The 14392-nt window shown below is 59.9% G+C and carries 17 protein-coding genes; 10 read left to right on the plus strand and 7 right to left on the minus strand.

Features of this window, described 5'->3' with window-relative positions:
- The first annotated feature begins 140 nt into the window (after positions 1-140).
- The 3 genes from D7I37_RS11835 to D7I37_RS11845 all read left to right on the plus strand — a co-directional run bounded on the left by D7I37_RS11835 (position 141) and on the right by D7I37_RS11845 (position 2823).
- Positions 141-1322, plus strand: a complete 1182-nt coding sequence (locus D7I37_RS11835) for an MFS transporter (protein WP_095095933.1) — start codon at positions 141-143, stop codon at positions 1320-1322.
- 18 nt (positions 1323-1340) lie between these two features.
- Positions 1341-2369 (plus strand): alpha/beta hydrolase, encoded by a 1029-nt coding sequence (locus D7I37_RS11840; protein ID WP_061796146.1) that lies wholly within the window; start codon positions 1341-1343, stop codon positions 2367-2369.
- Positions 2370-2604: 235 nt separating this feature from the next.
- Positions 2605-2823 carry a TM2 domain-containing protein gene (locus tag D7I37_RS11845; protein ID WP_061796147.1) on the plus strand — a complete coding sequence of 73 codons (219 nt, stop codon included), beginning with the start codon at positions 2605-2607 and terminating at the stop codon, positions 2821-2823.
- Between the two features lie 174 nt (positions 2824-2997).
- On the opposite strand, the gene cybB is transcribed toward D7I37_RS11845, so the two are convergent.
- Both cybB and D7I37_RS11855 read right to left on the minus strand, forming a co-directional pair.
- The gene (gene cybB / locus D7I37_RS11850; protein WP_095095936.1) at positions 2998-3522 is read right to left on the minus strand and encodes a cytochrome b561; all 525 of its coding nucleotides are present in this window, start codon (positions 3520-3522) and stop codon (positions 2998-3000) included.
- Positions 3523-3674: 152 nt separating this feature from the next.
- On the minus strand, positions 3675-5273 hold the full coding sequence (locus D7I37_RS11855; RefSeq protein WP_129543712.1) for an ABC transporter substrate-binding protein: 1599 nt from the start codon (positions 5271-5273) through the stop codon (positions 3675-3677).
- A gap of 176 nt (positions 5274-5449) precedes the next feature.
- Here D7I37_RS11855 and D7I37_RS11860 point away from each other — a divergent pair, with 176 nt between their 5' ends.
- A complete protein-coding gene (locus D7I37_RS11860; RefSeq protein WP_129543713.1) occupies positions 5450-6031 on the plus strand; it encodes a flavin reductase family protein in 582 nt (193 codons plus the stop codon).
- Between the two features lie 36 nt (positions 6032-6067).
- On the opposite strand, the gene D7I37_RS11865 is transcribed toward D7I37_RS11860, so the two are convergent.
- The 3 genes from D7I37_RS11865 to D7I37_RS11870 form a co-directional block, all read right to left on the minus strand.
- Positions 6068-6274 (minus strand): hypothetical protein, encoded by a 207-nt coding sequence (locus D7I37_RS11865; protein ID WP_061796155.1) that lies wholly within the window; start codon positions 6272-6274, stop codon positions 6068-6070.
- Between the two features lie 74 nt (positions 6275-6348).
- Positions 6349-6486 (minus strand): hypothetical protein, encoded by a 138-nt coding sequence (locus D7I37_RS27020; RefSeq protein WP_165283094.1) that lies wholly within the window; start codon positions 6484-6486, stop codon positions 6349-6351.
- 158 nt (positions 6487-6644) lie between these two features.
- Complete coding sequence (locus D7I37_RS11870; RefSeq protein ID WP_095095944.1) at positions 6645-7010, minus strand: helix-turn-helix domain-containing protein; 366 nt, start codon at positions 7008-7010, stop codon at positions 6645-6647.
- Between the two features lie 85 nt (positions 7011-7095).
- Here D7I37_RS11870 and D7I37_RS11875 point away from each other — a divergent pair, with 85 nt between their 5' ends.
- On the plus strand, positions 7096-7854 hold the full coding sequence (locus tag D7I37_RS11875; RefSeq protein WP_095095947.1) for an NAD(P)H-dependent oxidoreductase: 759 nt from the start codon (positions 7096-7098) through the stop codon (positions 7852-7854).
- Between the two features lie 6 nt (positions 7855-7860).
- On the opposite strand, the gene D7I37_RS11880 is transcribed toward D7I37_RS11875, so the two are convergent.
- A complete protein-coding gene (locus tag D7I37_RS11880) occupies positions 7861-8109 on the minus strand; it encodes a hypothetical protein (RefSeq protein ID WP_129543714.1) in 249 nt (82 codons plus the stop codon).
- Between the two features lie 207 nt (positions 8110-8316).
- Here D7I37_RS11880 and D7I37_RS11885 point away from each other — a divergent pair, with 207 nt between their 5' ends.
- The 5 genes from D7I37_RS11885 (at position 8317) to feaR (ending at position 12765) form a co-directional block, all read left to right on the plus strand.
- Positions 8317-8718, plus strand: a complete 402-nt coding sequence (locus D7I37_RS11885) for an Exc2 family lipoprotein (RefSeq protein WP_129543715.1) — start codon at positions 8317-8319, stop codon at positions 8716-8718.
- A 107-nt stretch (positions 8719-8825) separates the two neighbouring features.
- Positions 8826-9455 (plus strand): DsbA family protein, encoded by a 630-nt coding sequence (locus D7I37_RS11890; RefSeq protein ID WP_129543716.1) that lies wholly within the window; start codon positions 8826-8828, stop codon positions 9453-9455.
- A 122-nt stretch (positions 9456-9577) separates the two neighbouring features.
- Positions 9578-11272, plus strand: coding sequence for a hypothetical protein (locus D7I37_RS11895; protein ID WP_242502908.1), 1695 nt, complete (start codon positions 9578-9580; stop codon positions 11270-11272).
- Complete coding sequence (locus D7I37_RS11900) at positions 11184-11693, plus strand: hypothetical protein (protein WP_242502909.1); 510 nt, start codon at positions 11184-11186, stop codon at positions 11691-11693. Before D7I37_RS11895 ends, D7I37_RS11900 begins: the two co-directional genes overlap by 89 nt.
- A 172-nt stretch (positions 11694-11865) precedes the next feature.
- Positions 11866-12765, plus strand: coding sequence for a transcriptional regulator FeaR (feaR, locus tag D7I37_RS11905; protein WP_061796165.1), 900 nt, complete (start codon positions 11866-11868; stop codon positions 12763-12765).
- Positions 12766-12809: 44 nt separating this feature from the next.
- Here feaR and D7I37_RS11910 read toward each other — a convergent pair whose 3' ends face one another.
- Complete coding sequence (locus tag D7I37_RS11910; protein WP_129543717.1) at positions 12810-14309, minus strand: aldehyde dehydrogenase family protein; 1500 nt, start codon at positions 14307-14309, stop codon at positions 12810-12812.
- Between the last annotated feature and the right edge of the window lie 83 nt (positions 14310-14392).

Genomic DNA, 14392 nt, shown 5'->3' on the forward strand with positions numbered 1-14392 from the left:
AAGCAAGAGATCGTTACCCCGCAGCGAATACACGCCGCCTCTCTTTATTCTCACCACATTCTTTTTGACGTTATTCCCATCCCTAGCGTCCGGCCCCGGCTTGCCTGAAATTGCCGGGCCACTATTTGGAGGTCGTATTTATGTCCACGCTGTCGAGCGAGGTATCCCGCCGGGAACGCGCCTACTGGAGCGGCGTATTCGCCATGACGCTGTGCGTGTTTGTCCTGATTGCGTCGGAGTTTATGCCCGTGAGCCTGCTGACGCCGATATCAGGGGATTTGGGCGTCAGCGAAGGGCTGGCAGGGCAGGGGATCGCCATCTCCGGCGCGTTGGCGGTGCTGACCAGCCTGTCGATCTCAACGCTTGCCGGCAATCTCGATCGCAAAGTCTTGCTGTTGGGTATGACGGCGCTGATGGCGTTTTCCGGCGCCGTTATCGCACTGGCGCCAAGCTACCTCATCTATATGGCCGGCCGCGCCCTGATCGGCGTGGCCATTGGCGGTTTCTGGTCGCTGTCTGCGGCGACCGCCATTCGTTTGGTGCCGCAGCCTCAGGTTCCGCGTGCGCTGGCCATTTTTAACGGCGGCAACGCGCTGGCCGCCGTTGTCGCCGCGCCGCTCGGCAGTTATCTGGGGGCGCTTATCGGCTGGCGCGGTGCCTTCTTCTGCCTGGTTCCCGTGGCGCTGTTCGCCTTTGTCTGGCAGTGGTTCAGCCTGCCGAAGATGAAGGCGGCTACAGGCGCGCAACCCGGCGGCGCGGTTTTTCGCCTGTTGGCGGATCCGTTGGTGGCGGTTGGCCTGGCGGCCTGCGGGCTGTTCTTTATGGGGCAATTTGCTCTGTTTACCTACGTTCGCCCCTTTCTGGAAACGGTGACGCGGGTAGATATCCCGGCGTTGTCTTTCATTCTGCTGACCATCGGGGTGACGGGATTTATCGGCACTCTGCTGATCGGCGCGTTTCTGCAGGCGGGTTTTTACCCCACGCTTATCGCCATCCCTTTGCTGATGGCCGCCATTGCCGGGGGGCTGATGGCTTTCGGCCACAGCGTATGGATTGTCGCGCCGCTGTTCGGTTTCTGGGGGCTTATCGCCACCGCAGCGCCGACGGGGTGGTGGACCTGGCTCGCCAGAACCTTGCCGAACGACGCCGAAGCGGGCGGCGGCCTGATGGTCGCGGTCGTGCAGCTGTCCATCGCGCTGGGGTCCACCCTCGGCGGCCTGGCCTTTGATCACCGCGGTTATCAAAGCACATTCACCCTGAGCGCCATGTTACTGGCGATGGCTGCCGCCCTGACGCTCTGGACGTCGCGCAAAGATCGTTAACCCACTGAGGAAGCTTTAATGAGAACCTTCACCTTGCTGTTTGGGCTGTTAATCAGCGCTTTTGCCGCCACAGGCGCCGATATGTCCAACGGCGCGAATAATTTCTATAAAAGCGACAAGGTCAGCCGGCAAAAAGTCAGCTTTAAAAATCAATACCGGATGAATGTCGCCGGCAACCTGTTTATGCCGAAAGGCATGAGCCACAACGCCCGGCTGCCGGCCATCATCGTCGGCCACCCGATGGGGGCGGTAAAGGAGCAGAGCTCAAACCTGTATGCGCAAAAACTGGCGGAGCAGGGATTCGTCACGCTGGCGATCGATCTGTCTTTCTGGGGCGAAAGCGCAGGCAAGCCCGGCCATCTGATTTCTCCGGAAATTTATGCGGATGACTTCAGCGCCGCGGTCGATTATCTGAGCACCCGGCCCTACGTCTCGCCGGAAAACATTGGCGTTTTGGGGATCTGCGGCAGCGGGAGCTTCGTCATCAGCGCGGCGAAAATTGATCCGCGCATGAAGGCTATCGCCACGGTCAGCATGTATGACATGGGGGCGGCTTTCCGTAATGGCCTGCAGCATTCCGTTACGCCAGAGCAGCGCAAAGCCTTTATTGAATCGGCGGCGAAGCAACGGCTGGCCGAGTTTAAGGGCGAAGAAACAGCTTATATTCCCGGCACCCTTAACAAACTTGATGATTCAACGCCTGCGATTCAGCGTGAGTTCTTCGATTTCTATCGCACCCCGCGCGGCGCATATACCCCGCCGGGCGAGAAGGCCGAGCTGACGACAAAACCGATGTTGAGCAGTATCGGCAAGTTTATGAACTTCTACCCGTTTAATGACATCGAGACCATCTCACCGCGCCCCATGCTGTTTATTGCCGGCGAGCGGGCGCACTCGAAAGAGTTTAGTGAAGATGCCTACAAACGTGCGGGGCAGCCGAAAGAGCTGTACATCGTTCCGCGGGCCGGCCATGTGGATCTCTACGATCGCGTCGATCTGATCCCTTTCGATAAGCTGAGCTCGTTCTTTAAAGCCAACCTGCGGTAATGCCGAAAAGCCGCGCCCGATCTCGGGTGCGGCTTTGCCTGGCCGGCGGCTAGCCCCCGCCAGCCTGTTGCCGGTTAAACAGCCGTTTACTTATCTGCTGCTATCATTAACCTGATTTGGCGTTGCGAGCGCGGGCGTTTGCCGTTGCTTCGCAAGCCCGTGTTGCCGCGCCGCGATCTGCGGCGCGGCATTTGGTCATGCCGGTGGTTCGGTGATAGCTAAGGAGAAGTGAGAAATGAGCAGAAAAGACAAGCTCGCTGCGGCCCTGTTGGCCATATTTTTAGGTGGCCTGGGCATTCACAAGTTTTATTTGGGAATGAAATGGTGGGGGCTGTTCTATCTGATCTTCTGTTGGACAGGGATCCCGTCTATTGTCGGCTTTATTGAAGGCATCTACTATCTCTTCCAGTCGGAAGACAAGTTCAACCAGAAATACAATCCCGGGTTGATTTAAGTTTCTCCGCGGCGGCGCCCCTTTATCGGCAGGGGGCGCCAGCGCATCTTCGGCTCGGCCCTGTCTCGGTTATTAACGGGGCTCTGGCGGCCATGCGACCCCGAGGGAAATCAGCTCGTCGCGCACTTTTTCACACTGCTGACGGTAATCAGTTCCCCCTTTGATTTGCTCTATTCAGCGCTTTTTCATCAGCGGCAGCATGCGCACCAGCGCATTGTCCTTAACGATATAATGATGGAACAGCGCGGCGGCGGCGTGCAGGCCAATCAGCCAATAGCCGAATGACGCCAGCGTCTTGTGCCAGCCGATAATCATCCTCGCCTGCGGCCGATCCGCCACGTCGGCAAAGGGCATCGGCAGGCCGAACAGAAACCACTCTTTGCCGCCCAGGTAGCGCGAATACACGCCCAGCACCGGCAGCGTCAGCAACAGCAGGTAGATGAGGGTATGCACCAGATGCGCCATGCCGGTCTGCCATTTCGGCGGTTTGGGGGTGATGGCGGGGGAGGCGTGGCGCCAGCGCAGCAGCAGGCGGGCAATCATCAAGGCGAACACCGTTACTCCGCAGCTGAAATGGGTGACGACCAGCACGTACCACAGCGGGGTGCCGGGTTCGGCAAAGCCGCGCAGCTCAATGGTGGTGCAGGTGATGACCAACAGGATCGCGACCAGCCAGTGCAGACGGATCTGCATCGGCATATAAGTGTTCTGCACCGGGTTACCTTTTGAGGTTAAATCGCATGTCTGCCGATGGTAACCAAATGTTACGGCCGAGGAAAGCGCCGGCGCATGGGTATCGGTGATATCGATAGCGTTGCCGCCCCCGCCGGCGACGGGGGCGAAGCAGGCCGCTAGTTCAGCTTGGCCTTGGCGAAATCGCTGCCGTTCACGTCAACCACGTAGCCGCTGAGGTTGCCGCGGGTGGCGTAGAACACCTTGCCGGTCGCCAGCGGCAGCCAGGGCACCTGTTTGGCGAAGATCGTCTGCGCCTGCCGGTAAAGCTTGGCGCGTTCTTCGGGCTTGCTGACCTGGATCGCCTGCTGGATCAGCCGATCGTAGCCCTGGTCGCACCAGCGTGCGACGTTGGCGCCGCTTTGCACGCCGGCGCAGCCGAGCAGGGTGGCGAAGTTGTCGGGGTCGCCGTTATCCGACACCCAGCCGTACAGTGCGCTCTGCTGCTCGCCTTTGCGCAGCCCGGCCAGATACTGGCCCCATTCCCAGGTGACAATCTTGGCCTTCACGCCCACCTTGGCCCAATCGCTCTGGATCATCTCGGCGATGCGCCGCGAGTTGGGGTTGTAAGGGCGCTGCACCGGCATTGACCAGATGTCGGTCTCAAAGCCTTGTCCCAGCCCGGCCTGCTTCAGCAGCTCGCGCGCCTTTTGCGGATCGTAGGCGTATTCCGGCAGCTTCTCGTTGTAGCCCAGCATGCCCGGCGGCAGCACCGAATAGGCCGGGGTGCCGCTGTCTTTGAATACCGCGGCGACGATCGCCTTTTTATCCACCGCATAGCTCAGCGCCTGGCGCACCAGCAGGTTATCGAACGGCTTTTTCTGGGTGTTGAACGCCAGATAGCCGACGTTAAGGCCGGTAATGTTATGCAACTGCAGGTTTTTATCGGCCTTGATGGCGTCAAACTGCTCCGGCAGCGGGGCCGGGATAATCTGGCATTCGTTGGTTTTCAGCTTGGCCAGCCGGGTTTGCGGGTCCGGGGTGATGGAGAAGATCAGGTGTTTGCTGGCCACCTCGCCCTGCCAGTAGTGCGGGTTGGCCACATAGCGGATCAGCGAGTCCTGCTTGTATTGCTGCAGCGCGAACGGACCGGTGCCGATCGGCCAGTTGTCGACGTATTCCGGCGTGCCTTTCTTCAGCATCGCGTCGGCGTATTCCGCGGACAGGATCGAGGCGAAATCCATGCTCCAGTCGGCCAGAAAGGCGGCGTTGGGCTGGCTCAGGGTAAAGCGCACGTGGTTGTCGTCCACCGCTTCCACCTTGGTGATCAGCTTGTCCAGCCCCATGTCGGTGAAGTACTCGTAGTTGCCGCCGGACACCTTGTGATACGGATGATTGGCGTCCTTCTGGCGCATCACGGTGAACACCACGTCCTCGGCGTTGAAGTCGCGCGTCGGGGTGAAGTATTTGTTGCTGTTGAATTTTACGCCCTTGCGCAGCGTAAAGGTGTAGGTTTTGCCGTCCGGGCTGATGGCCCACTCGGTGGCCAGCGAAGGCGCCGGGGTTTTATCGCTTTCGCGCAGCGTCACCAGGCGGTTGTACAGCACCTGTGAGGTAGCGATAAAGGTCGGCCCGGAGGTGGAAAGCTGCGGGTTGAATGATTCCGGCGACGCCACGGTGCAGTACACCAGGGAATCGGCGGCGGCCAGCGCGCTGCCGGCGCTCAGCAGGCCGGCGCTCGCTAGCAGCAAACCGGCGGTAGGGTGTTTTAATGGCATCAAGACGGGATTCTCTCTGGTTGGTTAGGGCCGTGAGGCGAACTGAGTTAACTATAGATAATGGATGGCGGGACGTGAACCTGTTCATTCTGTGCGGCGCCACCGCCGGCGCCATTGATCGTGGTTGCGGCGCAGATCTACACTGCGGGCACTTGCCCCATGTCCAAGGATTTGTCATGACTTATTTTCGTCCCGTCGCGCTCGAACACGCCAGCCGCCTGCTCAATCATGGTCCGACGGTGCTGATCACCAGCCGCAGCCGCGATGGCGCCAGGCGCAACCTAATGGCGGCGGCCTGGTCGATGCCGGTGGAATTCAGCCCGCCGCGCATCGCCATCGTGGTCGACAAGGGGGCGCATTCCCGGCTGATGATCGAAGAAAGCGGGGCGTTCGGCATCTGCGTGCCGGCGGCGATGTTTATCGACACCACCTATGCGGTCGGCAGCGTTTCCGGGGCGGAGGAGGACAAGTTTTCCCGCTTCAACATCACCGCAGTCCCCAGCACCACCTTGAATGTACCGCTGATCGAGCAAGGGTGCGTGGCCTGGCTGGAGTGCCGGCTGCTGCCGGAGAGCGGGGCGCAGGAAAAATACGACACCTGCTTTGGCGAGGTGCTGAGTGCGGCGGCGGATGAGCGGGTGTTCCAGAATGGCCGGTGGAATTTCGCCGACGCCAATGCGAGCCTGCACACCATTCATCATTTGGGCGCCGGCAATTTTATTCGCAGCGGCGACACCTTGCGGGCCAAAGCGCCGTAAGCGCGGCCGCTCGGCAGGGCGCAGCCGTAGCGGCAATTATTTATGGCGCTCGGGGTGGGTCTCCACCGGACGTTTTGCCGGGCTCTTTTTAGGCGGGCGCGGCTTTTTATTGTGATGCGGTTTTTTCCGCACCTCTTGCTGCAAGCGCGGTTTATCGTGATGATCATTCACCGGCGGCGCGGAAAAAGCCTGTGCGCTGTTTAACGCCAGGACGGCGGTGATAATAAGCATTAATTTTTTCATTATTATATCCTGTGGGTTGGCTGCCAGGGGCGGAATAAAATGAACAATAAAGCCCCGATGAAAGGGCTTGTTATTTAGCGTGGGCCGTTGAAGTGATGGCCCGGGCCGCCGCGCCCGCCACCGCCACCGCCGCCACCCGGCGGTGGGAATAAGCAACCGGACAGCATGGCGCCAATGCACAGCGCGCTGACTAACATCAGAATACGACGCATAATATAACCTTAATAATAAAATCGAGGTGGACAGTATCGTCCGCGGAGCGTCGGGTTGACAATAATGGGAATAGTATGGAAACCGCAAAGATTGCGTAAGTAAGAATATTCTATATCGCCATATTGCCGGCTAATTCACCGCTCTTTTCATTTTTAAGCTATTTTTCTGCATCGTAGCGCTCACGGGCGGCATCCAACTCGGGAAAGTGGTGCTCGGCCCATTTATCCAGCGCCACCAGCGTATCTACCAGCGAATGAGCGACGGCGGTCAGGCGATATTCGACGTGCGCCGCCTTCCGCTCGCTGAAGTCCAGCCGTTCAATCAGGCCGCTGCGCTCCAGCTGCCGCAGCGTCTGCGTCAGCACCTTTTGCGAGATGCCCTCTATACGCCTCAGCAACTCGCCGTTGCGCATCGGGCGCGCGGCCAGCGCCGGCAAGATCAGCATGACCCACTTGCCGGAAATCAACGCCAACGCATCGCGCGCAGAACACTTGCTGGAATACACGTCGCCGGGGAACGCCATAGGGTGGTTACCTCAAGGTGCGTAATTGAAAGCGGCTGCGGAAAACCCCAGCATAACAGCACACCCCCATTTTTGGAGAGGCATCATGAACGTTCTGATTGTACTGGCTCATCCCGAAAAGCAGTCCTTCAATGCGCACCTGGCGGCCCAGGCGCGGCAGGTTTATCGGGCGCAGGGGCACCGGGTGACGACGATCGATCTCTATCAGGAAGACTTCGACCCGCGTGAAGCGGCGGGCAACTACGCCAACAGAAAGGACCGGGACAGGTTCGATCCGATGCAGGAGCAGCGCCACCACTGGGATAACCGGGCCTTGCCGGCCGAGGTTCAGCGCCATATCGCGTTGTTGCGGCAGGCCGATCGGCTGATCCTGCAGTTCCCGTTTTGGTGGTTCGGCGCGCCGGCCATCATTAAGGGCTGGATGGATCGGGTGTTCGTTTACGGCGGGTTGTACGACAGCCGGCATCGGCATGAAAATGGCGTGATGCGCGGCAAACGGGCGCTGCTGACCGTTACCGCCGGCGCCGCCGAGCAAGCCTGCGCACCCGACGGGCGAGATGGCGATATGCGGCTGATGCTGTGGCCGATCATGCACGCTTTGCATTATATCGGCTTCGGCATCCTCGAGCCTTTTCTGGTTTACGGGGTGCGCGGCGGGCTGGCCGCCGGGGAGCGGCAGGCGCAAGACCGCCGGCTGGCGCAGGTGGTGCGAGACTATCGGGCAAGACTGGCCGAGGAACGCAGCTGGCCGGAGGTGCCGTTCAACCGCAACGAGGATTTTACCGCCGAGCTGGCGCTGCGGCCCGGCGCACCGGAATACAGCCCGTTTGTCCGCCACCGGTAACGCGCTCTAGTAGCCGGCTTTCAGCAGCTCTTCACGCAGATCGTCGATAATCGCCGGCTCGATGTCCGGGAACTGCTGTTGAATATCCGCGATGGCTTCGGCCACGCTGGGGCCGGCGAAGGTGCCGGAGAAAGGCACCAGCGGCAAATTGGCGTCGCTGTCCGGCAGCTCGCCGCTGATGGTGCCGGTGATCATGCCCGCTTTCTTTTCCGCCGTGAGGTCATACTCCCCCACGTTTTTATCGATCGGTTTCATTGGTTGCCTCGGTGTCAGGGGGGCTCCGCGTCTTTCAATGTCCTGTCTAAAGCATAGTGTTTCAGCCGGCAAATACCAATCGGTGTATATAATATTAATTTAAAACAATACGCTATGCGTTATCTCGCCGATTGACGAGCGCCCCGCCGCCTTTATAATCGTGGGGCGTTAAAAGGACATTTCATTCGCTGATAAGGACTCGGAAAGATGAGAATATTGAAAAGCGCCATGTTGCTTCCCTTGCTGGCGCTCGGCGCCTGCGCCAACCACGCCGGCAGCGCGGAGCAACACGCCAGGCACTACGTTTACCAGACCCGCGACGATTTCGATCCGCAGTTCCGCACCGATGTTAACAGCAGCATCAAAAACGCCATTCCGATGTTCGAGCAATTCTACCAGCTGGGCAAAAAAGACCGGGCTGCGGGCGTGGCCCGCGGTGAAGCCCAGAAAAAAGCCGATTATCTGGCCAGCCCTGAATTCCAGCAGGGGATGGAGCGGAAGAACGTATTTATCAACCATACCTACAGCAGCACCGCCAATGCCAAATACAAACAGGTATTGTCGCAGGAAGCGGTGGGCGCTTTCTGGGACGGCTACGAAGGGCGTTGAGCTTAATCCCACATAAACAACAGGTAATAAAGGCTGGTCATCGGCCGCTTATTTGATTATAAACACCGCAATTGTGGACGATGTCCAAATCTGAACCTGGAGTGTTTATGTTGAAGCCTTCGATTGCCGTTGCGTTACTGATGTTGTTGTTGCCCGCCGCTCAGGCGGCGGATTACCGTGCGGGTGAACAGTATACCCGGCTGGACAAGCCGGTGGCCGCCGCGCCTGCGGTGGTGGAGTTTTTCTCTTTCTACTGCGGCCCCTGCTATCAGTTTGCCGAAACCTACCGCGTGGGCAGCACCGTCAGCCAGGCGTTGCCCACCGGCACCAAGCTGACCAAGTATCACGTCGGCCTGATGGGCAAGTTGGGCCATGAACTGACCGAAGCCTGGGCGGTGGCGATGACGCTGGGCATCGAAGACCAGATCGAAGGCCCGCTGTTCGAAGCGGTGCAGAAGAAGCGCGCCATCAACGGCGTGGAAGATATTCAGCGGGTGTTCGCCGCGGCGGGCGTGGATGCCGCCACCTACGAAAATGCCCGCCACAGCCTGCTGGTGAAGGGGCTGGTCGCCAAACAAAACGAAGCGGTGAAGGCGCTGGACGTGCGCGCCACGCCGTCGTTCTACGTTGCCGGCAAGTACAAGATCGACAACGCCGGCATGGCCAGCACCCGCGTCGACGGCTATGCCAAAGAGTATGCCGCGGTGGTGCGCTACCTGCTGGATACGCAGCCTTAAGCGGGCGCGATGTCCTGTCATGCGCCAGCGTGCGGGCGGTGTTAACCCGTTCTTTTTCGGATCGATATAGTTGAATTCCCGGCGGGAACTGCGGTTTCCGGCATATCACTGAGGAATCATTTATGGCACTGCCTGCACAAAGTTCTATCTATTACGTCGCCACGCTGGATGACGTTGCGTCAAACACCACCAATACCGAAGAAATTGTCGTTACGGACAGCGGTACCGGCGGACGATTTATCAAGCAACTCGCCAGCCCGACGGCAGATCGCTGGAATGTCGACGGCGTCATGCTGATTAAGGACGCCAACGGGACAATCTGGGAACGGGTCTTTGAAGACTGCGTCGATCCAGAGTGGTGGGGCGCCAAGCCGTTCTATCGCAGCAAGACCGGCAGTTTCGTCAATGACGGTCACGACAATGCCCCCGCATTCAGCCGCATGCTGAACTGGCTGATCGATACCCTGGTTATTCCCCCGGCCGCGTCAGGGGATGCGCCGGGCGGCACCTATATCAACTGGACGCCTAAACCGGCAGGCGTGCGTTTCAAGGGCAATCGGCAGTATGGCCTGAGCGCCACCGTTACCTGGAATACGCGCATCAATCTTTATGCCAACGGCGGCGCGCTCTTCGCCAACGAGGGCTTCAATCAGAATGCCGATGCGCCCAAGGCGCTGCTGCGGTTGTATAACGAGAAGAACCGTCCGACGATTGAGTGCACGTTGGAAAAGCTGGAAATATACCCCTGCAGTCCTAATCGCATCGATAGCGGCACCGGCAACCTGGGCGTGACGGCGATGCTGTTTGAAGGCGACGGCGCGGCGGGGGATTTCCGTTTTTGTCGCTGTGTGATCCGCGAAGCCAAGTTCTACAATTTCCGCACGGCGCCGGCGGTGCAATACGGCGCCCGCGCTTATCTGGTTCGTTTTTATGACACCTATTTTTCTCAGAATGCGGGGGGCGATCTTTATTACCCCGCGGGGATTGCCGATGCCGGTGAGAATTTCAGCTACACCAATTGCACCTTTGGCAACGGCGGCGTGATCAATCTGGAAGGCGGCGCGCATAACTTCGTTAACTGCTCCATCGATTACCAACAGGTCGGTTTTCTCATCAAAAATGCCCGCGTTTGCATGCTCGGCGGGCATATGGAGATTAACAGCACCAACGTCGGCAGCCGCGTGGTGATCACCGGCAGCGGCCGTTTTAACGCCGTCGGCACTAAATTCTACGGCACCATCAACGTGCCTATTACCGCCCCTTCTTATTTCGATGCTCAGCAATATCACAGCCGGGTCAATCTGCAGGATTGCGAATTTGAGAACACCTACGGGCATGCTTCACTGCTTTCCGGCAATGGCCAACTGCACGCTCAGGGTTGCTTTATGGTTAACCAGAACCAGTGCCCGGTCTTGCAGCCGCTGACTTCAGCCAATAACAGAATGTTGCGGCTGCAGACCGCCGAACAGGTTACCTCCTATCTGGCTACGCTGTATGGCTACGCTGTATGGCTACGCTGTATGGCTACGCTGTATGGCTACGCTGTATGGCTACGCTGTATGGCTACGCTGTATGGCTACGCTGTATGGCTACGCTGTATGGCTACGCTGTATGGCTACGCTGTATGGCTACGCTGTATGGCTACGCTGTATGGCTACGCTGTATGGCTACGCTGTATGGCTACGCTGTATGGCTACGCTGTATGGCTACGCTGTATGGCTACGCTGTATGGCTACGCTGTATGGCTATGCGTTTACCGGCGGCAGTTATCTGGTGCAAACGGTGCAGGCGCCGGCCGGATCCGGCTTTACCGGTAAGGTCATTGAAATCCGGAAGACCGCTCCGACCAGCGGCAGCCAGCGCATCGCCGTGCCGATGCCGATGGGCGAAGGACGGGTGCCTTATTGCAACCTGCGGGTCATGGGAAGTGAAGCGTTTAATGCCTCCGCCGGTTATGCGTTTGCCGGTGAGGGCATGCGCAGCACTTCAGGGCCTGCGGGGTACTATTTCTCCAACGTGAAAAACACGTGGAATTACGGTTCAATCGCCGTGACCACCGAGCCGAAAACGGCGATCGGCATGTTCGGCAACGCCAGCGACTTCAACGTCGGCAGCGGCCAAGCGCCGCGCAATATCGCCGACGGCAGCCAGCAATGGTTACTGTTTTATATCGACCTGACCAATCTGCCGCTCAACGGATCGCTCTATATTGGCGATATCAACTTTAACGTTCTGTAATCGCGTTCCTACGCAAGCGATCCGGCTGCGGCCGGGTCGCTTCTGTTCGATGCCGACGATCTGTGATCGCGCCGCCAAAACCCCGGCCCGCCATTGCTTGTGGGTTGGCGGATTGTTATGTTGATTTTCTGTTCAACGGCGCAGCGTTGCTGCTGTTTGAAAGGGGAGAGACATGATGGTGTCGACGCAGCTCAGGGACGCCGGCTTTGAAGAATGGCTGGGTAAAATCAACACCGCCTGCGGCAGGTTTTGCGCCAAAACGCTGGGGCCGGGCTTCAGCGGCGCCATGCAGGAATTCCGCGCCCATGCGCTGCGCCTGAGCGTGGTTGACGTGGCCCAAGCCCGGTTGTACCGCACCCCGCGCGAGATAGCCCGCAGCGACGGCGGGCACTTCTTTACCGTTTTCCAACTGCGCGGCACCGCGTTGATGGAACAGGGCGGGCGGCAGGCGGTGCTTTCCGCCGGCGACGCCACGCTGATCGACGCCTCGCAGCCCAGCAGTTTCACCTTTCAGCGCGATTCGCGCCAAATTTCGCTGTTGTTGCCGCGCAGCTGCCTGCCGTTGCCGCCGCCCTGCGCGCGCAGGCTGGGGGCGGAAAACGGCGCGGTGCGGCTCAGCCGGCAGTTGGTGCTGGGCAGCATGCAGGACCCGCAGATCGACGGCGCGGAAAGCGAGGCGATATTGAACGCGCTGGCGGCGCTGCTGCAGCCGGCGCTGGCGGGCGCCCAGGCGCGTCCGGCGGGCCGGCAGCCGGTATTCAACCAGGCGCTGGCGTTGATCGACCGGCATATTCAATCGGCGCAGCTGCGGCCGGAATGGGTGGCGATGGAGCTTGGCGTCTCTTTACGCAGCCTGTATCGCCTGTTTGCCCGCCAGGGGCTGGTGGTGGCGCAGTACATCAAAAACCGTCGGCTGGACCTGTGCGCGCAGGCATTGCGCAGCGCCGACGGGCAGGAAAAATTGGCCGGCATCGGCTACGACTGGGGCTTTACCGATCACAGCCATTTTTCGACCGCCTTCAAACAGCGTTTCGGCGTTACCCCGAGCGAATACCGCAGGCAATACCGGTAACCGATTGGCGGGGCTGACGATGAGCCGGCCCCGGTTGTTTTCGCTCAGTAACGAATGCACACCGATTTGGTTTCGGTATAGGCGTCCAGCCAGTCCGGGCCGAAATCGCGGCCGCTGCCCGACTGCTTGAAGCCGCCGAACGGCATGTTGGCGTCGATCAGCGTATGGGTGTTGACCCACACCGTGCCGGCCTGAATGCGCGGCGTCATGGCCATCGCCTTCTGCAGGCTGGTGGTCCACAGGCTGGCGGTCAGCCCATAGTCGGTATCGTTGGCCTTGCTCAGCGCCTCTTCGGCGTCCGCCACGCGGATCAGGTTGACCACCGGGCCAAACACCTCCTCACGCGTCAGGTCAAGCCGGTCGTCCGGGTTGATCACCAGCGTCGGCGGAATATAAAAACCGTTGGCGTCCGGGCCGGCGGAACCGACGATCAGCTCGGCATTTTTCGCCCGGGCGTCGTCCAGGTAGGCCGCCACCTTATTGCGGTGGTCGCGCGACACCAGCGGGTTAATCTGCGCGCCGGCGTTCATCCCCGGCCCGACCGACAGTGATTTTACCGCCTGCTCGAAGCCGGCGACCAGTTGGTCGTATATCGGCGCTTCGATGTAAATCCGCGAGCTGGCGGCGCACACCTGGCCCTGGTTGAGGAAACTGCCCAACATCAGGCCTTCCACCACCTGCTGCGGATCGGCGTCTTTCAGCACGATGGCCGGGTTTTTGCCGCCCAGCTCCAGGGTTACCCGGGTCAGGCGGTCGGCTGCGGCGCGCGCGATGCTTTTGCCTACCGGCGTCGAGCCGGTGAAGCTGACCTTGGCGATCAGCGGGTGCTGGGTCAGCGCCTTGCCGCAAACCGTGCCTCTGCCGGTGACGACGTTGAACACCCCGGGCGGAATACCGGCTTCGGTCGCCAGTTCGGCCATGCGCAGCAGGGTCAGCGGGGTGGTTTCCGAAGGCTTGATGACGATCGAACAGCCCGCCGCCAGCGCCGGCATCACTTTCCACATGCCGATCATCAGCGGGAAGTTCCATGGCACTATGCCGGCGACCACGCCGAGCGGCTCTTTGCGGGTATAAACCTGATATTTGGCGCCCGGCGGCATCGGAATCGACACGTCCAGCGTCTGGCCGGTGATTTTGGTGGCGAGGCCGGCGGTGTAACGCATCCAGTTCAGCGTGCTGCCGACCTCAAACGCGCGGGCGATGTTGATCGATTTGCCCTGTTCCAGCGTTTCCAGCTGCGCCAGCTCTTCGGCATGCTGCTCGACCAGATCGGCGTAACGCAGCAAAATGCGCTCGCGCTCGGCCGGCAGGCGCTGCGCCCACACGCCTTCGCTGAACGCCCGGTGGGCGGATTGCACCGCCAGGGCGACGTCGTGCTCGTTGGCGTCGGCGGTGGAGGCGATCTGCTGCCCGTTGGCCGGGTTATACACCGCCAGTCGGCCATCGGCGGCGGAGCCGCGCCATTGGCCGTCGATATAAAGGCCATGCTGACGTTCGAGAAAACGCGACACGCTATCCAGCACGGTCAGGGTATTGTCAGGCATACGCCCTCCTGTCAGACATATGGGGTTGGGGTTAACCCGCAAAGTCTATATCAGCCGCCAAAAAGCGGCTTTGGTCTGCCTGA

This window comes from Serratia sp. 1D1416, from assembly GCF_003641105.1.
Lineage (GTDB): Bacteria > Pseudomonadota > Gammaproteobacteria > Enterobacterales > Enterobacteriaceae > Serratia > Serratia ficaria.